General features: G+C 71.2%; 26 protein-coding genes. 20 read left to right on the top strand and 6 right to left on the bottom strand.

Annotation, left to right across the window (positions count from 1 at the left end):
- The first annotated feature begins 218 nt into the window (after positions 1–218).
- Genes HS109_04145 through HS109_04135 form a run of 3 tightly spaced genes read left to right on the top strand, consistent with a single transcriptional unit; the run spans position 219 to position 1808 of the window.
- Positions 219–800 carry a flagellar hook-length control protein FliK gene (locus tag HS109_04145; GenBank protein ID MBE7521559.1) on the top strand — a complete coding sequence of 194 codons (582 nt, stop codon included), beginning with the start codon at positions 219–221 and terminating at the stop codon, positions 798–800.
- The gene (locus HS109_04140; protein MBE7521558.1) at positions 793–1074 is read left to right on the top strand and encodes an EscU/YscU/HrcU family type III secretion system export apparatus switch protein; all 282 of its coding nucleotides are present in this window, start codon (positions 793–795) and stop codon (positions 1072–1074) included. Before HS109_04145 ends, HS109_04140 begins: the two co-directional genes overlap by 8 nt.
- Positions 1071–1808, top strand: coding sequence for a flagellar brake protein (locus HS109_04135; protein ID MBE7521557.1), 738 nt, complete (start codon positions 1071–1073; stop codon positions 1806–1808). The genes HS109_04140 and HS109_04135 overlap by 4 nt, the downstream gene beginning before the upstream one ends.
- Positions 1809–1816: 8 nt before the next feature.
- On the opposite strand, the gene fliE is transcribed toward HS109_04135, so the two are convergent.
- Positions 1817–2164 carry a flagellar hook-basal body complex protein FliE gene (gene fliE / locus HS109_04130; GenBank protein MBE7521556.1) on the bottom strand — a complete coding sequence of 116 codons (348 nt, stop codon included), beginning with the start codon at positions 2162–2164 and terminating at the stop codon, positions 1817–1819.
- An 18-nt stretch (positions 2165–2182) separates the two neighbouring features.
- On the opposite strand from fliE, the gene fliF reads away from it, so the two are divergent.
- The 13 genes from fliF to fliR all read left to right on the top strand — a co-directional run bounded on the left by fliF (position 2183) and on the right by fliR (position 13186).
- A complete protein-coding gene (gene fliF, locus HS109_04125; protein ID MBE7521555.1) occupies positions 2183–4051 on the top strand; it encodes a flagellar M-ring protein FliF in 1869 nt (622 codons plus the stop codon).
- A complete protein-coding gene (gene fliG / locus HS109_04120; GenBank protein MBE7521554.1) occupies positions 4044–5039 on the top strand; it encodes a flagellar motor switch protein FliG in 996 nt (331 codons plus the stop codon). The genes fliF and fliG overlap by 8 nt, the downstream gene beginning before the upstream one ends.
- On the top strand, positions 5020–5619 hold the full coding sequence (locus HS109_04115; protein MBE7521553.1) for a hypothetical protein: 600 nt from the start codon (positions 5020–5022) through the stop codon (positions 5617–5619). Before fliG ends, HS109_04115 begins: the two co-directional genes overlap by 20 nt.
- The gene (fliI, locus tag HS109_04110; protein MBE7521552.1) at positions 5597–7018 is read left to right on the top strand and encodes a flagellar protein export ATPase FliI; all 1422 of its coding nucleotides are present in this window, start codon (positions 5597–5599) and stop codon (positions 7016–7018) included. Before HS109_04115 ends, fliI begins: the two co-directional genes overlap by 23 nt.
- Positions 7015–7479 carry a flagellar export protein FliJ gene (fliJ, locus tag HS109_04105; protein MBE7521551.1) on the top strand — a complete coding sequence of 155 codons (465 nt, stop codon included), beginning with the start codon at positions 7015–7017 and terminating at the stop codon, positions 7477–7479. Before fliI ends, fliJ begins: the two co-directional genes overlap by 4 nt.
- Entirely contained in the window at positions 7479–8723 is a 1245-nt protein-coding gene (locus HS109_04100) for a flagellar hook-length control protein FliK (GenBank protein ID MBE7521550.1), read from the top strand. Before fliJ ends, HS109_04100 begins: the two co-directional genes overlap by 1 nt.
- A 260-nt stretch (positions 8724–8983) precedes the next feature.
- Entirely contained in the window at positions 8984–9499 is a 516-nt protein-coding gene (gene fliL / locus HS109_04095; protein MBE7521549.1) for a flagellar basal body-associated protein FliL, read from the top strand.
- Positions 9500–9509: 10 nt separating this feature from the next.
- Complete coding sequence (gene fliM / locus HS109_04090; GenBank protein MBE7521548.1) at positions 9510–10493, top strand: flagellar motor switch protein FliM; 984 nt, start codon at positions 9510–9512, stop codon at positions 10491–10493.
- A 27-nt stretch (positions 10494–10520) separates the two neighbouring features.
- Positions 10521–10910, top strand: coding sequence for a flagellar motor switch protein FliN (gene fliN / locus HS109_04085; protein ID MBE7521547.1), 390 nt, complete (start codon positions 10521–10523; stop codon positions 10908–10910).
- On the top strand, positions 10907–11311 hold the full coding sequence (gene fliO, locus HS109_04080; GenBank protein MBE7521546.1) for a flagellar biosynthetic protein FliO: 405 nt from the start codon (positions 10907–10909) through the stop codon (positions 11309–11311). The genes fliN and fliO overlap by 4 nt, the downstream gene beginning before the upstream one ends.
- Positions 11308–12069: a flagellar type III secretion system pore protein FliP gene (gene fliP / locus HS109_04075; protein MBE7521545.1), complete on the top strand. Its 762-nt coding sequence runs from the start codon at positions 11308–11310 to the stop codon at positions 12067–12069. Before fliO ends, fliP begins: the two co-directional genes overlap by 4 nt.
- An 82-nt stretch (positions 12070–12151) precedes the next feature.
- The gene (gene fliQ, locus HS109_04070; protein ID MBE7521544.1) at positions 12152–12421 is read left to right on the top strand and encodes a flagellar biosynthesis protein FliQ; all 270 of its coding nucleotides are present in this window, start codon (positions 12152–12154) and stop codon (positions 12419–12421) included.
- Positions 12422–12424: 3 nt separating this feature from the next.
- Positions 12425–13186, top strand: a complete 762-nt coding sequence (fliR, locus tag HS109_04065; protein ID MBE7521543.1) for a flagellar biosynthetic protein FliR — start codon at positions 12425–12427, stop codon at positions 13184–13186.
- Between the two features lie 3 nt (positions 13187–13189).
- Here the strand turns inward: fliR and HS109_04060 are convergent, their stop codons facing one another.
- Positions 13190–16120, bottom strand: a complete 2931-nt coding sequence (locus HS109_04060; GenBank protein ID MBE7521542.1) for a PAS domain S-box protein — start codon at positions 16118–16120, stop codon at positions 13190–13192.
- Between HS109_04060 and HS109_04055 the strand changes: the two genes are divergently transcribed.
- The 4 genes from HS109_04055 to HS109_04040 all read left to right on the top strand — a co-directional run bounded on the left by HS109_04055 (position 16109) and on the right by HS109_04040 (position 19639).
- Entirely contained in the window at positions 16109–16282 is a 174-nt protein-coding gene (locus HS109_04055) for a hypothetical protein (GenBank protein MBE7521541.1), read from the top strand. The genes HS109_04060 and HS109_04055 overlap by 12 nt on opposite strands.
- Positions 16283–16501: 219 nt before the next feature.
- On the top strand, positions 16502–17671 hold the full coding sequence (locus tag HS109_04050) for a patatin-like phospholipase family protein (GenBank protein MBE7521540.1): 1170 nt from the start codon (positions 16502–16504) through the stop codon (positions 17669–17671).
- 56 nt (positions 17672–17727) lie between these two features.
- On the top strand, positions 17728–19272 hold the full coding sequence (locus HS109_04045) for a hypothetical protein (protein MBE7521539.1): 1545 nt from the start codon (positions 17728–17730) through the stop codon (positions 19270–19272).
- Between the two features lie 4 nt (positions 19273–19276).
- Positions 19277–19639, top strand: a complete 363-nt coding sequence (locus tag HS109_04040; GenBank protein MBE7521538.1) for a DUF2069 domain-containing protein — start codon at positions 19277–19279, stop codon at positions 19637–19639.
- 128 nt (positions 19640–19767) lie between these two features.
- Here the strand turns inward: HS109_04040 and ispH are convergent, their stop codons facing one another.
- The 4 genes from ispH to HS109_04020 are packed head-to-tail and all read right to left on the bottom strand — an operon-like array spanning position 19768 to position 25031.
- Positions 19768–20775, bottom strand: coding sequence for a 4-hydroxy-3-methylbut-2-enyl diphosphate reductase (gene ispH, locus HS109_04035; protein MBE7521537.1), 1008 nt, complete (start codon positions 20773–20775; stop codon positions 19768–19770).
- Positions 20772–21269 carry a lipoprotein signal peptidase gene (locus HS109_04030; protein ID MBE7521536.1) on the bottom strand — a complete coding sequence of 166 codons (498 nt, stop codon included), beginning with the start codon at positions 21267–21269 and terminating at the stop codon, positions 20772–20774. The genes ispH and HS109_04030 overlap by 4 nt, the downstream gene beginning before the upstream one ends.
- Positions 21266–24154 (bottom strand): isoleucine--tRNA ligase, encoded by a 2889-nt coding sequence (gene ileS, locus HS109_04025; protein ID MBE7521535.1) that lies wholly within the window; start codon positions 24152–24154, stop codon positions 21266–21268. Before ileS ends, HS109_04030 begins: the two co-directional genes overlap by 4 nt.
- Positions 24114–25031 (bottom strand): bifunctional riboflavin kinase/FAD synthetase, encoded by a 918-nt coding sequence (locus tag HS109_04020; GenBank protein ID MBE7521534.1) that lies wholly within the window; start codon positions 25029–25031, stop codon positions 24114–24116. The genes ileS and HS109_04020 overlap by 41 nt, the downstream gene beginning before the upstream one ends.
- Between the last annotated feature and the right edge of the window lie 109 nt (positions 25032–25140).

Genomic DNA, 25140 nt, shown 5'->3' with positions numbered 1-25140 from the left:
CGCCCGCCGCCGTACGGCGGGCAGGCGAACAGGGTGCGGCGAGCGTCCCCGCTGCGATCGAACCCGTCGTTCACCCGAAGCCCGACGCGCCGGCCGGATCGCCCGGAAGCCGCGCGCCGACCGCCGCGGCGCTCTCGACGGTTCGGCCGGTCGCGGGCCCCGGGAGCGCCTCGCTCTCCCTGTCGGAGGCCGCGCGGGCACTCGCGGCGCTGGCCGCCATGGATTCGTCCGCTCCACCCGGCGCGGCGACCGTGCGCATCGACGCACCCCTCGTCTCCCGCGCGCCCGACGCCTCCGGGGTCCGCCAGCTCGCGGCGTCGATCGCCCGTGCCGTCGAACGCAGCGGATTGTTCTACGAAGCCCACCAGGCCCAGTGGGTCGCCGGCGAGCGCCGTCTGGACGAGCTCGAGGGCGAGGCCCGCGGGCGAGTCGCCACGACGCCGCCCGACGTACGCTCGGCAACGCAACTCGCTCTGCTCGACGCGGGAGTGCTTCGTCTCTCGTTCGAGGCCTGGGCCGGACAAGCCGTCGACCTCGAGATCGTCGACCCCCGCCACCGGGCGGCAGGCGAGGTCGAGCGCGACGATTCGTGGCGCACGAGACTCACGGTCGTCACGCCGGCCCTCGGCACGATCGTTGCGACGTTCGCGCTGCGGGCCGGCGCGTTGTCGATCGCGTTCGCCGCGGAGGCGCACCGGGTGCGGCACGACCTCGCCCGGGCGCTGCCGCGCCTGCGCGAAGCGCTCGCCGCGCACGAGCCCGCAACGACCAGTCTCATGGTCGCCGACGATCATGGCTGATCCGACGCCGCAGGCCGTCGCGCTGCGCTACTCCGTCAACGACGCCGCGCCGGTCCTCGTCGCGCGGGGCCGAGGCGTGATCGCCGAGGCCATCCTCGCGCGCGCGCGCGAGGCGGGCATCGCGGTGCATGCGTCCGCCGACCTGGTCGCGTTCCTGATGCGGGTCGACCTCGACCAGCGCATTCCACCCGTGCTCTACGCTGCGGTGGCCGAAGTCCTGGCGTGGGTGCATCGCATCGACGCGGACCGTGCGGGCGACGGGGGACCTGCATGAACCTCGCGCCCGACGACGCCTGCGACGGACTGACGGACGGCCGCTTCCGGATCGGTTCGCGCTCGGAGATCGCGTCGATCCTGCGGGACCTGATGGCGAAGCACGCGCTCGTCGCCGCCTCGGGAGGCGGCGACGCCCAGATCGTCACGACGATCCTGTCGGTCGAGGTCGATACCGGGGAACTCGTGCTCGACTGGGGCGGCACCGGACGCATCGCCGACCGCCTGATGGCCGCGAGCCGCGTGCTCTTCGAGACCTCGCTCGACCAGGTCCGGGTGCGCTTCGCCTCCGGCCCGCCGGCGCCGACGGTGTTCGACGGCGAAGCCGCGTTCCGCGTGGCGATCCCCGAGTTCGTGTTCCGGATCCAGCGTCGCGACTCGTACCGGCTCAAGGTGCCCGCGTCGCTGCGCGCCACGCTCGTGGTCGAGGCATTCGCGCAGGCCGGTCCCGCGTCCACCTCCCTGGTGCTCCACGACATCTCGGAGACCGGCGCGTGCGTCGGCGCCTCGCGCACGGATCCGGCGGCCGCGGCGGGCGCGCGCCACGAGCGCTGTCGCCTCCTGCTCCCCGAATTGCCTCCGATCTCCGTCGGTGTCGAAGTGATCCACGTCGCCTCCCGGAACGACGGGGCGATGCGCTACGGCGTCAGGTTCCTCGGGATCCCCGAACGCGACGCTGCGACGATCCGACGCTTCATCGCCCGCGTCGAGCGCGACCGCCGCATGCGCACCTGAGGCGAGGATCAGATCGGCATGTTCATGATGTCGTGGTAGGCCGCCACGACGCGGTTGCGCACCTGGACGATCTGCTGGAGCGACAGGTTCGCCTTTTGCACGGCGATCATCGTGTCCTCGAGCCCCACCGCCGGATCGCCGCGCTGAAAGCGCACCCCCAGCGCAGCGGCGTCCTTCTGGGCCTGGTCGGCGCCGCGGATCGCATCGCGCACGAGCGTGCCGAAATCGACCCCGCTGGCGCCGCGCGAGGCGGCCTTCGCCGGCGCGACGATCGTGCCCAGTCCGCCGGCCGTCGCTTCCCGCGCGGCGTGGATCCGGGCGAGCACCGCATCGATGGCTGAGGTGTCGATGGCCATGGTGGCTCCTGCCGCCGGATGCGCCCCCGGCAGAGGCCGGGCGCGACGGCGGACGCCACGCAGTCTGGACCCACACGAGCGGCCGCAAGACGCGGAACAGCGGGCGTTTCCGCGCGGTGCTCGGCCGATGCCGCGCGTTCTGCGGCTTGGACAATCGGCGCCACGACCCCAGGACCCGCCTCGATCTCAGCCGTGGACACGCCCGCCGTCGCCGCCTCTTCCTCCGCCGCTCCCGCCCGCCTCGCCGGCGTCGAGCGGCCGGTCATCGATCTGCGACGCATCGCCACGGTGAATCCGTCGCGCCTGCTGGCCTTCATGGTCGGCATCGCCGCGATCGTCGCCGTCGCGATCGGCGGCTGGATCTGGGCCCGCACGCCCGACTACCGCGTTCTCTACAGCAGCCTGTCGGACCGCGACGGCGGCGCCGTCGTCGCGGCGCTCGGGACGCTCGGCGTGCCGTACCGGATCACCGAGGGGGGCGGAGCGATCCTGGTGCCCGGAGAACTCGTCCACGACACGCGACTCAAGCTCGCCTCGCAGGGCCTGCCCAAGGGCAGCATCGTCGGTTTCGAACTGGTCGACGGCCAGAAGTTCGGCGCGACGCAGTTCCAGGAGCAGATCAACTTCCAGCGCGGGCTCGAAGGCGAGCTCGCGCGCTCGATCCAGTCGCTCGACTCGGTCGCCGGAGCGCGCGTCCATCTCGCGATCCCGAAACCGTCGGTGTTCGCGCGCGAGACGACGCAACCGTCCGCGTCGGTGCTGGTGACGCTGCATCCCGGCCGTACTCTGGATCGCGCGCAGGTGAGCGGCATCGTCCATCTCGTCGCGAGCAGCGTGCCCGAGCTGTCGGTCGAGCGCGTCAGCGTGCTCGACCAGAACGGCGCGTTGCTGTCGCGCCGCCGTGAAGACGACGGCAGCGGGCTCGACCCTTCGCAACTCGCCTACGTGAAGCAGCTCGAGCACGCGACGATCCAGCGCATCGTGGACATCCTCGAACCCGTGGTCGGGCGCGGCAACGTCCGGGCGCAGATCACCGCGGACGTCGACTTCCGGCGTGTCGAGTCGGTGGCCGAGACGTTCAAACCCAACCACGACCCCGCCAGCGCCGCGGTCCGCAGCTCGCAGATCGCGGAATCGGCGACGCCCGCCGGCGCCGGCGGCGCTGCGCAGGGCGTGCCCGGTGCGCTGTCGAACCAGCCGCCGGTCAACGCGCAGGCGCCGCTCGACGGGCGCCCCGCAGCGGCAGCGCCGGTCGCGGGCAATCCGGCCGGCGTCGCCGCCCAGGTCGCCACGCGCAAGGACGCGTCGACCGCCTTCGAGGTCGACAAGACGATCCAGCACACGCGCAACGGCGGCGCCGGGCTGCGCCGCCTGTCCGCCGCCGTCGTCGTCAACTATCGTCGCGCGCCGGCGGCGGGCGCGGCGGACGGCAAGCCCGAGACGCGCGCCGCGCCGCAGGCGCTCTCCGAGAAGGAGATGGACCAGATCCGGGCCCTGGTCCGTGAAGCGATGGGATTCTCGCAGGAGCGCGGCGACTCCCTGTCCATCGCCAATGCCCCGTTCAGCGAACCCGAAACCGCCCCGCTGGTCGAGACGCCGTGGTGGAAATCGGCCGGCACGATCGCGATGGCGAAGGACGCCGCGCGCTACGGCGCCTACGCGCTCCTGCTCGCGTGGCTGTGGTTCGGCGTCGGCCGTCCGATGCTCCGTCGCGCGACCGCTCCCCTCGAGGCGGTCCCCGAGGGGATGGTGGCCCAGGACGCCCTTCCGGCGGCCGCGGCAGCGGCACCCCCGGTCGATCCGCTGGTACGCGCGCGCCAGCTCGCCCGCGACGATCCCAAGATCGTCGCCAACGTCGTTCGCACCTGGGTGGCCAAGCATGAGTGACGCCGGTGTCGCCGACAGCGCGATCCTCCTCATGTCCCTCGGGGAGGAGGAAGCCGCGCAGGTGTTTCGATACCTCGGCCCGAGGGAGGTGCAGAAGATCGGCCAGGCGATGGCGAAGCTCGCCGGCGTGACGCGCGAGCGCATCGAGAACGTGCTGTCGTCGTTCCATCAGGAGGCCTCGACCCAGACCTCGCTCGGCCTCGACGCAGACGGATACATCCGCAACGTGCTCACACGCGCCCTCGGCGACGACAAGGCGTCGTTCCTGCTCGACCGCATCCTGCAGGGCGGCGACGCCAAGGGGATCGAGAGTCTCCGGTGGATGGACGCGCCGGCGGTCGCCGATCTGATCCGCCACGAGCATCCGCAGGTCATCGCATCGATCCTCGTTCACCTCGAGCGCGATCAGGCCTCCGCGATCCTCACGCGGTTCCCGGAGCGTACGCGCAACGATGTCGTGCTGCGGATCGCGACGCTGGACGCGATCCAGCCCAGCGCGATGTCGGAATTGAACGACGTCCTAGCCAAGTTGCTCTCCGGCACCGAGGTGCGCAGGCACTCCGCCCCGGGCGGCGTCCGGACAGCCGCCGAAATCCTGAATTTCCTCGGCAGCGCGGTCGAGACCTCCGTCGTCGACGCGATGCGGGAGGTGGACGCCGAACTCGCCCAGAAGATCCTCGACGAGATGTTCGTGTTCGAGAACCTGCTCGAGGTCGACGACCGGGGCATCCAGGCCCTGCTGCGCGAGATCCAGTCCGAGTCGCTCATCGTCGCCCTCAAGGGCGCGAACGAGGAGCTCCGCGAGAAGATCTTCAAGAACATGTCCCAGCGAGCGGCCGAGATGCTGCGCGACGATCTCGAAGCGAAGGGTCCGGTGCGCGTCTCCGAAGTCGAGGCCGAGCAGAAGGAGATCCTGAAGATCGTCCGCCGCATGGCCGAGGAGGGCACGATCGTGCTCGGAGGCAAGGGTGACGACCAGTTCGTCTGAACTTTCCGCGTGGCAGCGCTGGGAGCTCGCGGCGCTCGACGAGCGTGCCGAGCCCGATCCCCTGGCCCAGCAGGCCGCGCTGGAGCGGGCGCGGTCCGCCGCCGTCGAAGCCGGCCATGCCGCGGGCTACCGCAGCGGCCTCGCCGCCGCGGGCGCCGAGCGGGATCGCTTCGCGATGCTCGGCGCGTCGCTCTCCGGCCAGGCCGCAGAGCATGCCCAGCGCCTCGCCGACGAAGTTCTCGACTTCGCGATCGCCGTCGCGCGGCACCTCGTCGGCGAGGTCCTGTCGGTACGCCGCGAAGTCGTGTTGCCGGTGGTCACCGAGGCCCTCCGCGCCCTGCCGCAGGCGTCGCGACAGGTGCAGATCGCGCTCCACCCCGATGACGTCGAGCTGGTGCGGGCCCACCTCGCCGACCGGCACGCCGACCGGACGATCGACCTGGTCGCCGACACCGCCATCGCGCCCGGAGGCGTCCGACTCGACGCCGAGCAGGCCGAGGTCGACGCGACCCTCACGACCCGCTGGCGGCAGGTGCTCGCCGGCCTCGGGCGACACGATGACTGGCTCGACTTCGCCTGACTTCGGCGAGCGCTGCGCCGAGTTCCTGCGCCATTGCCGGGCGCAGGTCCACGCGACGCCGGCGATCGAGGCGCGCGGCAAGCTCACACGCGTGGCGGGACTCGTCCTCGAATCGGTCGGGCTGAAGCTTCCGCTCGGGACCGCGTGTTCGATCGCGCTGCGCGGAGGCGGAAGCATCGAAGCGGAAGTCGTGGGCTTCTCCGGGGATCGTCTGTTCCTGATGCCGACCGGCGACATCGCGGGCATCGCGCCCGGCGCCACGGTCCGTGCGGTCGCTCCCCGCCCGCTCCGACCGCGGTTGGGCGTGACGCCGGTGCCGGCGCGGCGGTCGACCGACCACGCGAAGCGGTTGCCGGTCGGCGCGGCGTTGCTCGGGCGCGTGGTCGACGGCGCCGGCCATCCCCTCGACGGCCGGGGTCCGATCGTCGATGCCGAGATGCGCTCGATTGCCGCGCGCCCGATCAACCCGATCGCGCGCGCTCCGATCGTCGACACGCTCGACGTCGGCGTTCGCGCGATCAATGCGCTGCTCACGGTCGGGCGCGGACAGCGGCTCGGTCTGTTCGCCGGGAGCGGCGTCGGCAAGAGCGTGCTGCTCGGCATGATGGCGCGCTACACCTCCGCGGACGTGATCGTCGTCGGTCTGATCGGCGAGCGCGGCAGGGAGGTCAAGGAGTTCATCGAGCACATCCTCGGCCCCGAGGGTCTCGCGCGCGCCGTCGTCGTCGCGGCACCGGCCGACACTCCGGCGCTGATGCGCCTCCAGGGCGCCGCATACGCGACGACGATCGCCGAGCAGTTCCGCGACCAGGGCGAGGACGTGCTGCTGATCATGGATTCGCTCACGCGCTTCGCGATGGCCCAGCGCGAGATCGCGCTGGCGGTCGGGGAACCGCCGGCGACCAAGGGCTACCCGCCGAGCGTGTTCGCGCGCCTGCCGCAACTGGTCGAGCGTGCCGGCAATGGTCGCGAAGGCGGGGGCTCGATCACGGCGTTCTACACGGTGCTGACCGAAGGCGACGACCCGCAGGATCCGATCGCGGACGCGGCGCGCGCGATCCTCGATGGCCACATCGTGCTGTCGCGTTCGCTGGCCGAACAGGGTCACTATCCGGCGATCGACATCGAGCAGTCGATCAGCCGGGCGATGCACCAGCTCGTCGCTGCTTCGCACCTCGCCCGGGTCCGCCGGTTCAAGCGTCTGGCCGCGCGCTACGAGCGCAATCGCGACCTGATCAACGTCGGCGCCTACACCTCGGGGGCCGACCCCGTGCTCGACGAGGCGATCGCGCTCCACGCCGGACTGGAACGATTCCTGCAACAGGACATGGCCGAGCGTGTGGGGATCGCCGAAGCGATCCACGGGCTCGAAGCGCTCTTCGAGCCCGACACCCCATGACTGCACCTTCCCGCCCCTGGCAGCGCCTCAAGGACCTGGCCGAGAACCGTCGCGACGCTATCGGCCGCACGCTCGCGGACGCGACCGCGCGCCGCGACGGCGCGAAGTCGCGTCTCGCGATGCTGCTCGACTACCGAAGCGAGTACGAAGCGCGACTCAATCGCGCCACCCTTGCCGGCATCGACGCAGGGAGACTGCGGAATTTCCACCGCTTCCTCGCCCAGCTCGATCAGGCGATCACGCAGCAGGAGTCGCAGACCGCCGCAGCGCAGTCCTCGGTCGAATCCGCGCGTGGCGCCTGGCAGGGCCAGCAGCGCGAAGTGCAGTCCTTCGACACGCTCGGCAAGCGCGCCCGAGCGGCGCACGCGACGCGTGAACGTCGACAGGAGCAGAAGGAGCAGGACGCGTACGCGAGCACCCCGCGGGCGGTCGCGCCCGCCCTCTCCAGGGAGAGCCGATGATGATGTCCGCCGCCCCCGGCGCAGCCACGGAGTCCGTCCGCGGCCACGCCCCGCTCGCCGGATCGCAGGACGTTCCTGCCGACCCGCTGGTCGCCGCCCTGTTCGATGCGGCTCTCGAGATCGCGCTGGGCGAGATCGATGCGGCGCGCTCGTCTCGCGACGATTCGCCCGTGGTGCCGCCGTCCGATCGCGCCCCGCCTGTGCGCGGCGAATGCGCAGGTGTTCGCTCCGGGCGTGACGATCACGCCGGCCGGCTGTTCGGCGGCGATGACCGCCCGGTTGAGCGATTCGAGTCCGGCGCCCGTGTCGTCGACCGGGCCGGGTGCGACGATCGCGCAGCCGATCGGCCCGGACGCGACCGCCACCTGCATGAGCGCGTCGACTCTGCCACCGCCGCAGGCGTCGATCCCTGGCAAGCGATCGCGGCATGGCGCGAAGCCCTGACGCACGGCGCGGCGACGCTGCCCGCGCCGCCCGCATCCCCTTCCGCGGCGACATTCGAGCGCGCCGTCGGCTCACCTACGACGATGGCGCAGACCGAGGCACCCGGCGAACCGCGGCGTCGCCTGCACGACGACGCGGTCGTTGCCGGCGCCTGGCCGCTCGCCGCCGACGGCGGACGGAAGCCGGAGGCGAGCGTCGAGGTGCCCGTCGAAGCTGGGGTTTCGGGCCACGATCAGTCCCGGCTGCGCGACGCGAGCCCCGGCCCGACGAAGTCGAGCACCGCGGCGAACGACGAGCGCCCCGTCTCGCCGTCGACGGAGCGCGCCGCCGCGAATGCGGTACCCACGGTGGCGCCTTCGCTCCCCGACCGGGTCGCGACCTCGGCGAACGCCTCGATCGCCGCTCCGATCGGTTCGCCCGGCTTCGCACCTGCGCTCGCGGAACAGGTCGTACGGCTCGTCGCGCTCAAGTGGGATCGGATCGAGCTCGCCGTCCATCCGGCGGAACTCGGGCCGATCGGTCTGTCGGTCGCCGTGAACGGAAGCGACGTGCAGGTCGTGGTGACCGCAGTGCAGCCCGATGCGCGCGCAGCGTTGAATGAGTCGCTTCCCGACCTGCGCTCGGCGCTCCAGGAGGCCGGGATCGCGCTCGGCGACGCGAGCGTCCACGACGGCCGCACATCGCGCGACGACCGACCGACGTCGCCGACCCCGGCGCGCGACGTCGATGCCGACGACCCGCCTGTTGCGGCCTCCCGGGTGTTCGAGACGCGCCGCGGCCTGGTCGACCTCTATGTCTAGGGGAAGCGCTGCGTAACCCCACGGCAAGCGCAGCGTCGTGGCGCCGTCTGCACGTGACGCACGCGGGCGTGACGGCGCGTCCGGGCAAGGGAATGTCGTCTCGCTTCCCCCGATGCGCTCCGCGCCTGCGTCGCCGTTCGCTGCGCCTTCCTGGGCGGTCGCCGTCCCGACCGACGAACAGCACCCGATAGCGCCCCGTATTCGACCGATCGGACCGATGGCGCATTCCCCACACTCGAAACCGGACTCCGCCGATTGCCATGGCCAAAACCGCGCCCCCCCCCGCTCCGCCCGCCGCCGCGGGCGCACCGAAGAAGTCCCCCCGCAAGCGACTGCTGCTCGCGGTCGTGTTGTCGCTCGTCCTCGCGGCCGGCGCAGGCGGCGGCGGGTGGTGGTGGTGGTCGCAGCGACCCGCCGCAACGGCCGACCGGGCGACAGTCGACGAGCAGCGCGCGACGAAACCGCCGGTCTTCGTGACGCTCGAACCGTTCACCGTCAATCTGCAGGAGGAGAACGGCGACCACTACCTCCAGTTGCAGGTCGTCTACCGGGTCACGGACGACAAGGCGACCGAGCTACTCAGGGTCTACATGCCGGTCCTGCGGGATCGCGTGCTCACCCTGCTCGCGTCGAAGCGCCCGAGCGAGCTCAACGTGCCGGAAGGCAAGACGAAACTCGTCGGCGAACTGCTCGCCGCGGCGCGCGAGTCGTTGCCCGGCGAGAACCCCGACCGCGGCGTCCAGCAGGCGCTCCTCGGCGCCTTCGTCATCCAGTGAGGCTTCCACGATGGCCGGCGAGCTCCTGACCCAGGACGAAGTGGACGCGCTGCTCGAAGGCGTCGACGCAAGCGGCGGGTCCCAGGTCGCGACTGCGGCGCCTCCGGCCGTCCGACCCTACGATCTCGCGACACAGGAGCGCGTCGTGCGCGGTCGCATGCCGGCGCTCGAACTGTGCAACGACCGCTTCGCGCAGAACCTCAAGCCCGCGCTCGCCAGGTTCCTGCGACGCGACCCCGAGATCACGGGCGGTCCGTTGAAGGTCGCGAAGTTCGGCGAGTTCCTGAAAGAGCTCGCGATGCCGGCGAGCCTCAACCTGCTCGACCTCGAGCCGCTGCGCGGCAGCGCACTCGTCGTCTTCGACCCGGCGCTCGTCTCGCTGGTCGTCGACACGATGTTCGGCGGCAGCGGGCGCTTCAACGCGCGACCCGAGGGTCGCGAGCCCACCGCGACCGAGAAGCGCATCGTGCGCAGGCTCCTCGACCTCGTCGTCGCGGACTACCAGGACGCCTGGAAGCCGCTGATGGCGCTCGAACTCTCCTACCGGCGCAGCGAGACGCACGTCCAGTTCGCCGCGATCTGCGCCCCTGCCGACGTCGTCGTCGTCTCGACGTTCACCGTCGAACTCGGCAGCGGGGGCGGCGTGTTCCATCTCTGTCTGCCCTACTCGGCGCTCGAGACGGTGCGCGACCGACTGGAATCGTCGGAGCCGGCGGACCGGGTCGAGCCCGATCGTGCCTGGGGCCGAAGGGTCGCGCACCAGATGCAGCTCGCCGAAGTCGAAATCGCCGCGACGCTCGCCACACGATCGATCACGCTCAAGCAACTGATGAACGTCAGGGCCGGCGATGTGCTCGACCTCGACCTGCCGCGACGCGTGCTCGCGCATGTCGACGGCGTGCCGATCCTCGAATGCAGCTACGGCACGCACGCCGGTCAGGTGGCGCTGCGCGTCGAGAAGTTGCTGTCCTCCGAACAGGACAAGGCCGCCTGAACCCTCGACGCGCGACGGAAGGACCCCATGGCCGAGACCACCCCCTCCCCTGCTCCCGCGGGCGCTGCCATCGCCGAACCCGACGCCGGCCCGGAGATCAGGCCCGCGACGTTCGGAACGCTCGCTCCCGGGCGCGCGCCCTCCGAAGCCGTCACCGGCGACATCGACCTGATCCTCGACATCCCGGTGCAGCTCTCGGTCGAGCTCGGCCGCGCGCGCATCCCGATCCGCCACATCCTGCAGCTCGCGCAGGGTTCGGTCGTCGAGCTCGACGGGCTGGCCGGGGCACCCCTCGACGTGCTGGTCAACGGTTGCCTGATCGCCCAGGGCGAAGTCGTCGTGGTCAACGAGAAGTTCGGCATCCGGCTCACCGACATCGTCACGCCGTCGGAGCGGCTGCGCAGACTCAAGCGATGACGCGCGTCCGAACCGGCGCGGCCATCGCCTGCGCACCGACCCTCGCGCACGCGCAGTCGCACGCAGCGGTGCTCACGGGGGGGTACCTCACGATGCTGGTCGCGCTCGCCGTCGTCGTCGCGTCGATCGCCGCCATCGCGTGGGCCGTCCGCCGACTGGGCGGCGCGCGCGCGATCCGGGGCCCGCTCAAGGTGATCGCCTCGCAGAACGTCGGCGCGCGCGAGCGCATCATCGTCGTCGAGCTCGGCGAGACCTGGCTCGTCGTCGGTGTCGCTCCGGGCAGCGTCTCCGCGCTGGACCGCATTCCGCGCCAGGCGCTGCCGCCGACCCCGGATCCGCGCGCGACGTTCGCCTCGTTCCTGGAACGCGCCCGACCCCGCCGCGCCCCGACTGCGCCATGACGCGAGAGCGCGCCGTCCTTCGCGTCGCCGCCGTCGCGCTGGCCGCCACGGCGGGAACCGCACTCGCGCAGGGCGCCGAGATCCCGATGTTCAGCAGCACCCCGGTCGCGGGGGGCGGCCAGAGCTATTCGTTGCCGGTCCAGACGCTGCTCGTCCTCACCGCGCTCACGTTCCTGCCGGCGATCCTGCTGATGACGACCGCGTTCACGCGCATCGTCATCGTGCTGTCGCTGCTGCGGCACGCGCTCGGCACGCAGAGTTCGCCGCCCAACGCGGTGCTGATCGGACTGTCGCTGTTCCTCACGCTCTTCGTGATGGGCCCGGTCGCCGACCGCATCCACGCCGAAGCCTATGTGCCGTACACCGAGCGCAAGCTCTCCGGCGCGGAGGCGCTGGACAAGGCCCAGGCCCCGCTGCGCGCGTTCATGCTCCGGCAGACGCGCGACGCCGATCTCGCGCTGTTCGTGCGGCTCGCGCGCGTGCCCGCGCCGTCCGGGCCCGACGCTGTCCCGTTCCGGGTGCTCGTGCCGGCCTTCGTGACCAGCGAACTCAAGACCGCGTTCCAGATCGGATTCATGGTCTTCATCCCGTTCCTGATCATCGACCTGGTCGTCGCGAGCGCGCTGATGTCGATGGGGATGATGATGCTGTCGCCGGTCCTCGTCTCCCTGCCCTTCAAACTCATGCTGTTCGTCCTCGTGGATGGATGGACGCTGCTCGTCGGCTCGCTGGTCGCGAGCTTCGGGACCGGCCCGTGACCCGTCCGGGAACCACCTCGTCCCCGCGCGGCGCGACGTCCCGCGTCCGGTTCACGGCACGACGGTTCGCCCCGGAGACGCCATGACCTCGCAGAGCGTACTCTCGCTCGTTCAGGAGGCGATGTGGGTCACGTTCCTCGTGTCCGCGCCGGTCCTCTTCGTCACGCTGATCGTCGGCCTCGTCGTCGCGGTGCTTCAGGCCGCGACGCAGATCAACGAGATGACGCTGTCGTTCATACCGAAACTCGTGGCCATGTTCGCAACGCTCGTCGTCGCGGGACCCTGGATGCTCTCGATCCTCGTCGACTACACGCAACGGCTGTTCGAGCGCATCCCGCAGCTCGGGAGCTGAGTCGTGCCGGGCTTCACCGCGGCAGACGCCGAGCGCTTCGTCGCGGCACTCGTACTGCCGTTCCTGCGCATCCTCGCCCTCTATTCCAGCGCGCCCCTGTTCTCCCATCGCAGCGTTCCGCGTCCCGCGCGCATCGGACTCGCCGCGCTCACCGCGGCGCTCCTGGCGCCCACGCTGCCGCCCGCGCCGGACGTACCGCTGTTCTCGTTGGGCGGGCTCGGACTGATCGTCGGCGAGATCGCGATCGGTCTCGCGATCGGCTTCTTTCTTCAGCTCCTGTTCGCGGCGGTCGAGCTCGCCGGCGATGCGATCGGACTGCAGATGGGCCTGTCGTTCGCTGCGTTCGTCGACCCGCAGAACCAGGCCCCGGCGCCGATCGTCGGCAACTTCCTCGACATCGTGCTGGTGCTGGTGTTCCTCGCCACCGACGGTCATCTCGCGCTGCTCGGTGCCCTCGCGGACAGCTTCGCCCGCTGGCCGGTCGGATCACCCCCAGGCTGGGGCGACGCCGCGACCGTGCTCGCCCAGGGCGCGTTCCTGTTCGAGGTCGGACTGCGCATCGCGTTGCCGGTGCTGGGCGTGCTCCTCATGGTGAATCTCGCCCTGGGCGTGCTCGCGCGCACGGCGCCGCAGCTCAACCTGTTCGCCGTTGGCTTCCCCCTGACGTTGATCGGCGGCCTCGCGGCGCTCCTGCTGTCGATGCCGGCCGTGGTCGCCACGATGACACGCGCGCTCGCCGCGTCGCTCGCGCGCCTCGGCGCCTGATCGTCACACCACGACGCAATCGCCGAAGCTCACGACGAACGTCGCACCGAGTCCGGGGGCCCCATGGGCGACCACTCGCCCGCCGTGGCGAGAGACGATGCGGTGCACCAGCGCGAGGCCGATCCCGGAGCCCTCGAACTCGCGTTCGGAATGGAGCCGCTGGAACGGCGCGAACAGCTTGTGGGCATGGGCGACGTCGAATCCGGCTCCGTTGTCGCGCACGCAGATCGCCCGCTGCCCGTCGAGTTCGGTCGCGCGGACTTCGATCCGCACGCGGTCGGCCCGCGCGGTGAACTTCCACGCGTTGCCGAGGAGGTTGACGAGCACCGTGCGGGTGAGCCCCGGATCCGCGTCGACCACGAGCCCCGGCGCGACGTCGGTCTCGACCCGCCGCTCGGGAGCGCCGGCGACGAGTTCCGCCAGGATCTCGCGCGCCAGCGCGGTCACGTCGACGGGTCGGCGGCGGATCTCCGCGCGCGTGACGCGCGACAGGTCGAGCAGGTCGTCGATCAGCGACGACATCCGGCGCGAGGCCGCCAGGACGCGATCGAGGTATCCGCGATGCGTCGCGTCCATCGACGGGCCGGCTCCTTCGAGCACGAGTTCCGTGAAGCCCCTGATTGCCCGGAGCGGCGCGCGCAAGTCGTGCGACACCGAGTAGCTGAACGCCTCGAGCTCGCGGTTGGCCACCTCGAGCGAGCGCGTGCGCTCGATGATCCGCTCCTCGAGCGTCACGGCGAGCGCGCGCAGGTCGTCTTCGGCTTCGGACCTCCGCATCCGCTCTGCGATCGACGTGAGCCCGAACGACACGTCGGCCGCGATGAGTTCCATCAGATCGACCAGTTCCGCATCGAACCCTTCGGCATCGGTCGACGCGACGGTCAGCACACCGATCGTGACGCCGTCGCGGCAGAGCGGCAGCAGGCACGACGACTGCGCGCCGCGCGGCAGGTCCTCCCGCTCTTCCGGCGTCGCGGCTTCGTCGGGACGTCGGTCGACGACCTGGGGACCACCGGTCCGGAACGCCCGCAGGATCGGCTTCCCCACGGAGGCATCGACGTCGGCGACCGACACTGCCCGGAGCCCGTCGAGGGATTGGGTGAAGCAGGCACGGGCGGCTGGCTCGAGCGTCGTCCCCGTCGCGTCGAGCGCGTGGATCCATGCGGCGTACATGCCTCCGAACGCGACGATCGAGTCGCAGACGTGCTGCATGAGATCGTCGGCGTCCAACTCGCCGGCGATCGCGAGGTTGACGTCGGACAGAACCTCGTGGATCGCCGTTCTGCGCCGCAGTCGCCGCTCGGTCTCGATGCGCGAGTGGATGTCGACGCAACAACCGATCGAGCCCTCGATCTCGCCTCCGGAACCCAGACGCGGCCCTCCCTGATCGAGGCACCATCGGTAGGCACCGTCCGCGCGTCGGAGCCGGTATTCGGTCGTGAACTCGACGGGCGCATTGCGGCGCGACTCGACCAACTCGCGCACGCGAACGCGGTCCGCCGGATGCACGAAATCGAGCCAGCCGCAGCCGCTCACCTCCTCGAGCGTCGTTCCGAGGTACTCCAGCATCCGCGGGCTGGCGTACACCGTGTGCCCCTGCGCGTCGCTCGTCCAGATCATCGCCGGTGCCGCGTCGAGCAGCTGCAGTCGCGCGGCCTCGGTCTCGCGCAGCAGTCGCTCGTGGTCCCGGCGCGTGCTGATGTCCCGGAGGAAGCCTGCGTAGGCGGGCTCGCCGTCGAGCATGATTTCGCCGAAGGCGATTTCGACCGGGATCTCCCGACCGTCACGACGCCGGGCGACCGTCTCGAAGGCGCCCCAGTCCACGGAGCGCGTGCCGGTGCGCACGTGTCGCGACATGGCCTCGAGGTGCGTCGAGGCGAGTCGCGCGGGCTGGATCGTGCACAGTCCGCGCCCGACGAGTTCGTCCGGATGCCAGCCCAGCACGCTTTCGCAGGCGGGGCTCGCGAAGCGGATGACGTTGCGGCGGTCGACCACCAGGATCGGATCTCCGGCAGCCTCGAGGATCGTCCGCAGGCGACCTTCCGATTCGACCAGCGCGGCCTGGTTCGCCGCGAGCCGTTTCAGCATCGTGTTGATTCCTACCGCGATCCGCCCGAACTCGACAGTCCGGCTTCGCTCAGGGACGCGAAGACCGAGATTGCCCTCGGCGACACCCTCCGCGACCTGGACGAGAGCGCGGATCGGCTGCATCAGTCGATGGTGCAGCATGAGCGTCACGATGGCCGTACCGGCGAGAAGCAGCACCGTGAACATGATCAAGCGCACCGTCTGACCCCGATCCGGAGTCAAGATCCGGCTCGCGGGCGCGACCGCCACCGCGTACAGGGGGAGTGTCGTGAGCGGCGCAGCCCCGACGATCGAATCGGCGGCGACCGCGCTCGGGCCACGCCAGCCGGAACGACCCCGCGCGAGGTTCCCCAGCACCTCGTCGCCCACGTTCGTTGTCGCGCCCGCCGCGCCGCGGGCATGCGGGACGATCTGGCCCTGGCGATCGACGAGCATGAGCAGGAGGCCGCCGGGCAGCTCGGGCACGGTGGGACCGACCAGCGGAAGGCGGTCGAGGTCGATACTGCTCACCAGCACCGCCATCAGTGCGCCGCTATGCGCAGTCACCGCGAACGCGAAGGGCACGACGATCCGCCCGGAGTCAAGGTCGCGCTGGGGCCGGTCCCGGAAGGACGCCTCGCCTCGCGCGATCGCCTGGAACCAGGTGCGATCCTCGTAGGTCGCCGGCGGATAGGCGTCCCGCGCCGGGCACGACATGCGTCCGTCCAGCCCGATAAGTGCAATGGACGCGATCTCCGGCCGGAACTGCCGCAGCGTGTCGAGCGTGGTATCGCAGGACGCGCCTCCTGAACGCCGGAACTCGACCCGTGAGGCGAGCATGCCCACCACCCGGGCGTGGTCGCGCACCTGCGCATCGACTTCCGCCGCCAAGTATTGCGCGAACCGCAGCATCTCGCGCTCAGCCCGGGCTTGCGTCTGCTGTCGCTGCAAGGCAATGTCGGCCCCGATCAGCGACAGAACGGGCACGAGCAGTACCGCAGCCGCGAGCGCTCCCCACCATCGAAGTGACCGGACGGGCCGGGGTGGGGGAGGCGTCGCATCAACTGCGCCGTCCGATTGGCCGGGAGCCCGCGCGTCCGGCGCGGAAGACAGGAAAACCATGCTGGGCGATGCCGCCTGGAATTGCCCCAGACAGGCTGCCGGGGGCTACCATCGCGTCAAGAACGCAAGACTTATGCCAGTTTGTACCGTACGTTGTCATTCCCGGTAGGCAGGATGGATACCGGAATGTCCAGCGCACTCGTTCTCTCCGGCGGGGGCGCACGCGCCGCCTACCAGGTCGGCGCGCTGCGCGCGCTGGCCGAACTCGCGCCGCGCGGCTCGCCGCTGCCGTTCTCGGTGCTCTGCGGTACCTCCGCGGGCGCGATCAACGCAGTGACGCTCGCGGTCCACGCGGACGACTTCCGTCTCGGTGTGGCGCGCCTCGCGCGCTGGTGGCGGCGTATCCACGCCGACGACGTCTACCGCACCGATCTCGCTTCGCTCTCCCGCCACGGCATGCGCTGGCTCGCCGGCGTGCTCACCGGCAAGCCCGGGCCGGCGGAAGCGGCATCGATGCTCGACAACGCGCCGCTCGCGCAACTGCTCGGCGGGGCGATCGATTTCGCTCGCATCGACCACCAGATCGCGGAAGGCGTCCTGCGCGCGGTCGCGGTCAACGCGACCTCGTACTCGACCGGGTTCGCGGTCTCGTTCTTCGCGGGCGCGCAGACGATCGCGCCATGGCGGCGCACGCGCCGCGAGGGTCGCCGCGACCGCCTCGGCGTCGAACACCTGCTCGCGTCGACCGCGATCCCGTTCGTGTTTCCGGCCACCGAGGTCGGCGGCGACTGGTACATGGACGGATCGGTGCGGCAGTTGACGCCGCTGTCGCCCGCGCTGCATCTCGGTGCGCGGCGGCTCCTCGTGCTCGCCGTCGGGCAGTTCGCCGGGCAGCGCGTCGCGCCTGCCGATCCGCACGCGTATCCGTCGTTCGCCCAGACGGTGGGCCACGCGCTGTCGACGATCTTCCTCGACAACCTCGGCGCGGACCTCGAGCGCCTGACGCAATTGAACCGGGTGGCGAGCGCGGTTCCTCCCGACGTGCTCGCTTCCCGCGGCATCGCGCTCGGCCACGTCGATGCGTTCGTGCTCTCGCCCTCGCGCGACCTGGGCGAGGCGGCCCTGACGCACGCCCACCGCCTCCCCGGCGGAGTGACGCGCCTCATGCGCGGCCTGGGCAGCACCGAGGGCACCGGAGCGAACCTCACCTCGTACCTCCTGTTCGATCCGCAGTTCGTCCGCGCGATGCTCGACCTGGGCTATGCCGACGCGATGACCCGCCGCGAGGAACTCGAGGCGTTCCTCCACGGACCGGCGCCGCACTACCTCCCCTGGCATCCCCCCGAGCGCGCCTGACCGCCCGTTCTCGGGTAACCCGCCCCGACCGGAGCCGGGCTTACAATCCGGTGCCCATGACGCTCACCCTGACGCTCCCCAAGCTCGACGCGCACCCGGCCCACCCGCCGGAAACGCGCCTCGCGCGCGTCTCCGCCTGGCTCGCGGACACGGGGAAGCGCGACCCCGTGGCAGCGGCGCAACGGATCGGCGACGCGCTCGCGGCGACCAACCGCGTCGTGATGAGCGACGCCCGGCGCATGGAACTCGCCGAGGCGTACTGGGCGGCCGCCTTGCAGTTGTGGCCGAAGCTCGAGCGCGCGGTGCTGCAGGCGGCCCATCCGCTGACCGGCGCGCCGCTCGAAGCCGCGAAGGCCGCCCTCACCCTCGCGCAGGAGCTGTCGACGGCGTACAAGCACCTGCTCGCCGGCGAAGCGCGCAAGCGCCTCTCGCTCGGCGGCTCGCGGCTCGCGACCGCGCTCGTCCACCGCTGCCTGCAGTGCTTCGCGCGGGTGCTCGCGGCGTCCTACCAGTCGTATTCGCCGGTGCCCGCGCACACCTGGCTCGACGCGCACGCGGTCTACGGCTACGCACGCGAACGCGGACTCCACCTCGCGTCGATCCAGGGAGATGCGGCCGAAACCACGCCCGAGCGCATCTACGTGCAGGCGCTGCTGCTCGCGCTCGCGAATCCCTACGGTTTCCACCCCGGCCAGTTCGGCACCGTGCTCGCGTACCTCCAGACCCATTCGCACTGGGCCAAACTCACCGACGTCGCGCCGGTCCATCGGCTCGCGAAGTCGGTCGCGATCGTGCCCGCCGGCCACGACTTCCCGCCGTTCTCGGCCAACAAGGGCGGGGCGATGGACGGCTCGCGCCTCTACCTCCTCACCTTCGATCTCGCCTTCCAGCTCCAGGAGGAAGTCCGCGCGGTGGAAGGCGGTGGCGCGCTGCCCGACGGCGTCGGGCGCGACGCGTCGTCCCGGCAGGCGTACCTCGCGCTGCTGCAGCGGCTCTTGCGCCAATGGGCGATCCCGCCCGCCCGCCAGTTCAACCGGTTGCCCTCGCGTGCTCGCGTGGTGATGTGCGTCGGCTTCTCGGGCGCGTGGCAGTACAGCAGGGGCCGACCCGCCGGCGTGGCGCCGCCCGCGCCGGGCGGGCTTCCGCCGATGACCCATTGCCAGGTCATCAACCACACGCCCGCGGGCTACGCGCTGCGCCAGACCGACGCGACGCCCGCGTCGTTGCGGATCGGCGAGATCGTGTCGCTGCGCGTCGAAGGCCGGCTCTCGCTGCAACTCGCGGTGGTCCGATGGTTCCGCAACACGCTCAAGGGCACCGCGCTCGAATTCGGTTGCGAGCTGCTCGCCGATCACGCGGAGGCGGCGGCCGCCACGCCCGAAGGCGCGCCCAACGCGAGCCCGGTGCCGGTGATCGTGCTCCCCGCGGACGAGACCGATCCCGACGGCGTGCCCGCGCAGGTCGTCGGGCCCGCCGGCGTATTCCAGATCGAGCACGCGATCGCGTTGAAGCGCGGCAGCGGCTCGGGCACGGCCGTGCTGACCAAGCTCGTCGACACCGGTCCGGGGTACGAGATCCACGAGTTCGTGCCGGTCGAGTGATCCGGTGCGGCGCTACGCTCGGGCATGCGTCGCGGGGCTCATCGCGCTCGCCGCGCTCTCGCTCCTGTGGGAGAGCGTGCTGGCGCCGCTTCGCCCCGGCTCCGCCTGGCTCGCGCTGAAGGCGCTGCCGCTCGTGTTGCTCGTGCCGGGCGTCGCGCAGGGCCGGCGCAAACCGCGCCAGGTGCTCGCGCTGCTGTTGCCGTTCTACGTGGCCGAGGCGCTCGTGCGCGCGCTCTCCGAGGCCGGCCGCCATGCCGTCGTCGCGGCGGTGGCGTGCATTCTCGCGCTCGCGACGTTCGCGGCGCTGCTGCTGTGGTTCCGTGCCGAGCAGCAGCGTGCTTCGGCGCCGCGAACCCCGTCGGGCTGAAGCCCGACCCACCAGGACCCCGCGGTGCCACGTCCTCCATGCAGCTCCGACTTCAGTCGGACGCTCTCCGCTTCCCTGTCCCGGGACTCGACCGGAACCCGAACCTCCGTCCGCGACCGTCGACGCAACTAACGACCGCGCCCGTCGGCGTCCGCGCCGGTCTCGGGGGGCTTCGACAGGTGCGCGCCGCGCAGACCCGCGGGCAGCGCGAAGACGACGTTCTCGAGCGTTCCTCCGAGTTCGGCGACCGACCGCGCGCCGAGTTCGCGCAGGCGTTCGATCACGCCGCGGACGAGCACCTCGGGCGCCGATGCGCCGGCGGTGACGCCCACTCGGCGGCGGCCCGCGACCCACGCCGGGTCGAGTTCGGAGGCGTCGCCGATCATGTACGCGTGCACGCCGCGGTTGGCCGCGACCTCGCGCAGGCGGTTCGAGTTCGAGCTGTTCGGGCTGCCGACGACGATGACGAGGTCGACCGCGCGCGCCATCGCCTTCACCGCGTCCTGCCGGTTCTGCGTCGCGTAGCAGATGTCGTCCTTGCGCGGACCGGTGATCGCCGGGAAGCGGCGCTTCAGCGCATCGACGATCGCGGCCGCATCGTCGACCGACAACGTCGTCTGCGTCACGTAGGCGAGCCGCTCGGGGTCCGCCACGACGAGGCGCTCGACATCGGCGACCGATTCCACCAGATGCACGCCGCCGTCGAGTTGCCCCATCGTGCCCTCGACCTCCGGGTGGCCGCGGTGGCCGATCATCACGATCTCGCGGCCCTGCCCGTGCATCTTGGCGATCTCGACGTGGACCTTGGTCACCAGTGGACAGGTCGCGTCGAACACCGTGAGTCCGCGCGCTTCGGCGTCCGCCCGCACCGCCTTCGACACGCCGTGGGCCGAGAACACGACGGTCGCTCCGCGCGGCACCGCATCGAGTTCGTCGACGAACACCGCGCCCTTCGCCTTCAGGCCCTCGACGACGGTGCGGTTGTGCACGACCTCGTGGCGGACGTAGATCGGCGCCCCGTGCTGCGCGATCGCCTGCTCGACGATCGCGATCGCGCGGTCGACGCCCGCGCAGAAGCCGCGCGGGTTCGCGAGCACGACATCGAGCGATTCGGGCGGGGCGGCGGGAGCGGTCATGGCGCAGCCGGCGCATCGGCGCGCCGGTGGCGGAAGCTGTCGACGATGAGGAGGACCGCGCCCACCGTGATCGCGCTGTCGGCGGCGTTGAACGCGGGATAGGTCCAGTCGCGCCAGTGGACGAGGATGAAGTCGACGACATGGCCCAGCAGCAGGCGGTCGACGAGGTTGCCGATCGCACCGCCGAGGATCAGCGCGAGGCCGGTGCAATAGACCCGCCCGCCGCCCTGCCGCAGCAGCCACACGATGAAGATCGACGCCGCGACCGCGACGACGGTGAAGAACCAGCGCTGCCAGCCGTCGCCGCCGGCGAGAAAACTGAACGCCGCGCCGGTATTGAACGCCAGCACGATCGACAGAAACGGCAGGATCGGGATGATCTCGCCCGGCCGCAGCGTCGACTGGATCGCCGCCTTGGTGACCTGGTCGATGACCACGATCGCCGCGGCGAGCACGATCCAGCGGCGGGTCGATACCCTCACCGAGGCGGTCATACGTGCCTCCGAGGCTCGCCGGCGCCGAAGAGATTCGCGACGCAGCGGCCGCAGAGCGACGGATGCGCCGCATCGTCGCCCACGTCGGCGCGATAGTGCCAGCAGCGCTCGCACTTCTCGCCGCCGGACGGGTTCACCGCGACTGCGAGCGCGTCGCCCTCCTCGACCCGCGCCGCCGAGGTGATCGTGACGAAGCGCAGGTCGTCGCCGAGCGAGGCCAGGGCCGCGTACGCCGGCGCGGGCGCCGAGATCGTCACTTCGGCCTGCAGCGAACTGCCGATCCGGCCGGACTGGCGCACCGCCTCGATCTCCTTCTGCACGACCGCACGCACGGCGAGGATCGACTCCCATTTCGCGAGGAGTTCGGCGCCGCCGGCCACCTGCGGACGGAGTTCCCGCCAGGTGCGGACGAAGAGCGTCGGATCGCCGGGATGCACGATCCGCCAGGCTTCCTCGCAGGTGAACGACAGGATCGGCGCGAGCAGCGCGAGGAGCGTGTCGCGGATCGACGCGAGCGCGGTCTGCGCCGAGCGGCGCGCCCGCCCCGCGGCCGGTGTCGTGTACAGCCGATCCTTCAGCACGTCGAGGTAGAAGCCGCCCAGGTCCTCCGAGCAGTAGGTCGTGAGCTTCTGGACCACGAGGTGGAATTCGTAGCGGTCGTAGTCGGCGACCACCTCGTCGACGAGCGCTGCGAGTCGTGCGAGCGCGTGGCGGTCGATCTCGAACAGCTCTCCCGACGGCACGGCGTCGCCCGCCGCGAAGTCGGACGTGTTCGCGACGAGGAAGCGCAGCGTGTTGCGGATGCGGCGGTAGCTCTCGACGTTGCGCTTCAGGATCTCGTCGGAGATGTTGAGGTCGCCCGAGTAGTCGGTCGCGGCGACCCACAGCCGCAGGATGTCGGCGCCGAGCGTGTCGGACACCTTCTGCGGCGCCACGACGTTGCCCTTCGACTTCGACATCTTCTTGCCTTCGCCGTCGACCGCGAAACCGTGGGTCAGGAGCGCCTTGTACGGCGGGACGCCGTTCAGCATGCACGACACCAGCAGCGACGAGTGGAACCAGCCGCGGTGCTGGTCCGAGCCTTCGAGGTAGAGGTCCGCCGGGAACGCGGTGTCGTCCGGATGCGAGCCGTGATGGGTCGCGCGCCCCTGCGGGCCGCCCATCACCGTCTGGTGCGTCGAGCCGGAATCGAACCACACGTCGAGCGTGTCGGTGAGCTTGCGGTAGCGCTTCTCGTCGACGCCGAAGGTCTCGTGCGTCGCCTCGAACCACGCGGCGATGCCGCGCTCGGCGACCATCTTCGCCGCGAGTTCGAGGAGCGCGGCGGTGTCGGGATGCAGCTCGTCGGTCTCGCGGTCGACGAAGAACGGCAGCGGCACGCCCCACTGGCGCTGCCGCGAGAGCGTCCAGTCGGGGCGGTGCGCGATCATGCCGTGCAGACGCGCCTTGCCCCAGGACGGGTAGAAGCGCGTGCGCTCGATCCCCTCGAGCGCGAGGTCGCGCAGCGTCCGGGCCGGCTTCGCGCCGCGGTAGCCCGGCACGTCGTCCATGCCCGCGAACCACTGCGTGGTCGCGCGGTAGATGATCGGCGTCTTGTGGCGCCAGCAGTGCATGTAGCTGTGGGTGAACTTCTCCGCGTGCATCAGCGCCCCGACTTCGCGCAGCTTGTCGACGATCCGCGGATTCGCGTCCCAGATCGACAGGCCGCCGAAGAACGGCAGTGACGCGGCGTAGCGGCCGTCGCCCTGTACCGGGTTCTCGATGCCCTCGTCGGTCATGCCGTAGCGCCGGCAGGACAGGAAGTCGTCCATGCCGTACGCGGGTGAACTGTGAACGATGCCGGTGCCCTGCTCGAGCGTCACGTAGTCGCCGAGATAGACCGGGGCGGCACGATCGCAGAACGGGTGGCGGAAGGCGATGAGCTCGAGCGCGCTCCCTTTCGCGGTCGCGATCGTCCGCCCGGAGAGCTTCCAGCGCGCGAGGCAGGCCTCGGCCAGATCGGCGGCGACGACGACGTGCGCGCGGTCGGTCTCGACCAGCGCGTAGCTGAAGTCCGGGTGAGCGTTCAGCGCCTGGTTCGCGGGAATCGTCCACGGCGTGGTCGTCCAGATCACCGCGGAGACCGGGCCCTCGGGCGCACGCGCGAGGCCGAACGCGCGCGCGAGTTTCGCGCGCTCCGCCGCGTCGACCAGCGGGAACGCGACGTCGATCGCGATGTCCTGGCGGTCCTCGTACTCGACCTCGGCCTCGGCGAGCGCGCTGCCGCAGTCGAAGCACCAGTTGACCGGTTTCAGGCCCCGGTACAGGAAGCCCTTCTCGAGGAGCCTGCCGAGCGTGCGGATCTCCTCGGCTTCGTTCGCGAACGCCATCGTCGTGTACGGCCGGTCCCAGTCGCCCAGCACGCCCAGGCGCTGGAAGTCGCGCTTCTGGATCGCGATCTGCTCGGTCGCGTACGCGCGGCAGAGTTCGAGCGTGCGCTCGACCGGCAGGTGCTTGCCGTGGGTCTTCTCGATCTGCACCTCGATCGGCATGCCGTGGCAGTCCCAGCCCGGCACGTAGGGCGCGTCGAAACCCGCGAGCGTGCGGCCCTTGACGATGACGTCCTTGAGGATCTTGTTGACCGCGTGCCCGATATGGATCGCCGCGTTCGCGTACGGCGGCCCGTCGTGCAGGACGAAGCGTGGTCGTCCGGCCGAGGCCTTGCGGATCGCGCCGTAGACGTCCCGCTCCTGCCACTCGCGCACCCATCCCGGCTCGCGCTTCGCGAGGTCGCCGCGCATCGGGAACGGCGTGTCGGGCAGGTTGAGCGTGGACTTCCAGTCCGGTTTCTTCGCGTCGGGCATCTCAGGGAGTCGCTTCGAAATAGGCGCGCGCCGCGTCCGCATCGGCGCGGATCTGGCGCGTCAGCGAGTCGAGGTCGGGGAAGCGCGCCTCGTCGCGCAGCTTGCGCAGGAACTCGACCACGATGCGCCTGCCGTACACCGTCTGGTCGAAATCGAACAGGAACACCTCGAGCATCGGCCGGCCGCCTTCCGTCACCGTCGGACGCACGCCGAGGCTCGCGACGCCGCGTCGCGGAGCGCCGAGGCCGAGCACGCGCACGGCGAAGATGCCCTCGAGCGGCGGCTTGCGCTTGAGCGGCAGGTTGATCGTCGGAAATCCGAGCGTGCGGCCGAGCTTCGCGCCGTGCGCGACGTGGCCGGCCATCGCGTAGGTCCGGCCGAGGAGATGCGACGCGCGATCGAGGTCGCCGGTGCGAAGCGCCTCGCGCACGGCGGTCGAACTCGCGCGCTCGCCGCCGATTTCCACCGTCCCCATCGCCTCGACGCTGAAGCTCCGCGCGTGCCGGCGCAGGAGCGCGAGGTCGCCGGCGCGACCGCGGCCGAACCGGAAGTCCGCGCCGACCAGCACCCATCGGGCCCCCAGCCGGCGCACCAGCACCTCGTCGATGAACGCCTCCGGTTCGAGCGACGCGAGCGAGCGGTCGAAGCGCGCGACGATGACCTGCTGCACGCCGAAGGTGCGGAACGCGTCGATCTTGCCGCGCAGCGACGACAAACGCGCCGGCGCGGACGACTTCGCGAAGAACTCGCGCGGGTGCGGATCGAAGGTCAGCACCGCGGGAACGAGCGCGAGGTCGTCGGCGGCTTCGGCCAGACGCGCGAGCATCGCCTGGTGCCCGAGGTGGACACCGTCGAAGTTCCCGACGGTCAGCGCGACGTTGCGGCCGGCGACCTCGGGCAGGCCGCGGAGGAGCTGCATCGAGGGGAGCGCGCCGCGGCTCGACGCCGCGGTGGCGATGCCAAAACGTTGAATTATAGCGGCAGCGGACGACACCCGTCGGATGCGTCGCTGCACGGGTGCGCAGGAA

The organism is Burkholderiales bacterium, assembly GCA_015075645.1.
GTDB lineage: Bacteria > Pseudomonadota > Gammaproteobacteria > Burkholderiales > Casimicrobiaceae > VBCG01.
Note: the sequence above shows the minus strand (reverse complement) of the source record. Positions and strands in the feature narration are given on the sequence as shown.

Excerpts from the sequence above, each read along its gene's own strand:
- HS109_04020 (MBE7521534.1), bottom strand. The coding sequence starts at position 25,031 with ATGCAGCTCCTCCGCGGCCTGCCCGAGGTCGCCGGCCGCAACGTCGCG.
- fliF (MBE7521555.1), top strand. The coding sequence starts at position 2,183 with ATGCGCCCCCGGCAGAGGCCGGGCGCGACGGCGGACGCCACGCAGTCT.
- HS109_04045 (MBE7521539.1), top strand. The coding sequence starts at position 17,728 with ATGACGCTCACCCTGACGCTCCCCAAGCTCGACGCGCACCCGGCCCAC.
- HS109_04030 (MBE7521536.1), bottom strand. The coding sequence starts at position 21,269 with ATGACCGCCTCGGTGAGGGTATCGACCCGCCGCTGGATCGTGCTCGCC.
- HS109_04050 (MBE7521540.1), top strand. The coding sequence starts at position 16,502 with ATGTCCAGCGCACTCGTTCTCTCCGGCGGGGGCGCACGCGCCGCCTAC.
- fliE (MBE7521556.1), bottom strand. The coding sequence starts at position 2,164 with ATGGCCATCGACACCTCAGCCATCGATGCGGTGCTCGCCCGGATCCAC.
- fliL (MBE7521549.1), top strand. The coding sequence starts at position 8,984 with ATGGCCAAAACCGCGCCCCCCCCCGCTCCGCCCGCCGCCGCGGGCGCA.
- fliI (MBE7521552.1), top strand. The coding sequence starts at position 5,597 with ATGACTGGCTCGACTTCGCCTGACTTCGGCGAGCGCTGCGCCGAGTTC.
- fliM (MBE7521548.1), top strand. The coding sequence starts at position 9,510 with ATGGCCGGCGAGCTCCTGACCCAGGACGAAGTGGACGCGCTGCTCGAA.
- fliN (MBE7521547.1), top strand. The coding sequence starts at position 10,521 with ATGGCCGAGACCACCCCCTCCCCTGCTCCCGCGGGCGCTGCCATCGCC.
- fliQ (MBE7521544.1), top strand. The coding sequence starts at position 12,152 with ATGACCTCGCAGAGCGTACTCTCGCTCGTTCAGGAGGCGATGTGGGTC.
- HS109_04140 (MBE7521558.1), top strand. The coding sequence starts at position 793 with ATGGCTGATCCGACGCCGCAGGCCGTCGCGCTGCGCTACTCCGTCAAC.
- fliJ (MBE7521551.1), top strand. The coding sequence starts at position 7,015 with ATGACTGCACCTTCCCGCCCCTGGCAGCGCCTCAAGGACCTGGCCGAG.
- fliO (MBE7521546.1), top strand. The coding sequence starts at position 10,907 with ATGACGCGCGTCCGAACCGGCGCGGCCATCGCCTGCGCACCGACCCTC.
- ileS (MBE7521535.1), bottom strand. The coding sequence starts at position 24,154 with ATGCGGACGCGGCGCGCGCCTATTTCGAAGCGACTCCCTGAGATGCCC.
- HS109_04145 (MBE7521559.1), top strand. The coding sequence starts at position 219 with ATGGATTCGTCCGCTCCACCCGGCGCGGCGACCGTGCGCATCGACGCA.
- ispH (MBE7521537.1), bottom strand. The coding sequence starts at position 20,775 with ATGACCGCTCCCGCCGCCCCGCCCGAATCGCTCGATGTCGTGCTCGCG.
- fliG (MBE7521554.1), top strand. The coding sequence starts at position 4,044 with ATGAGTGACGCCGGTGTCGCCGACAGCGCGATCCTCCTCATGTCCCTC.
- fliP (MBE7521545.1), top strand. The coding sequence starts at position 11,308 with ATGACGCGAGAGCGCGCCGTCCTTCGCGTCGCCGCCGTCGCGCTGGCC.
- HS109_04135 (MBE7521557.1), top strand. The coding sequence starts at position 1,071 with ATGAACCTCGCGCCCGACGACGCCTGCGACGGACTGACGGACGGCCGC.
- HS109_04100 (MBE7521550.1), top strand. The coding sequence starts at position 7,479 with ATGATGTCCGCCGCCCCCGGCGCAGCCACGGAGTCCGTCCGCGGCCAC.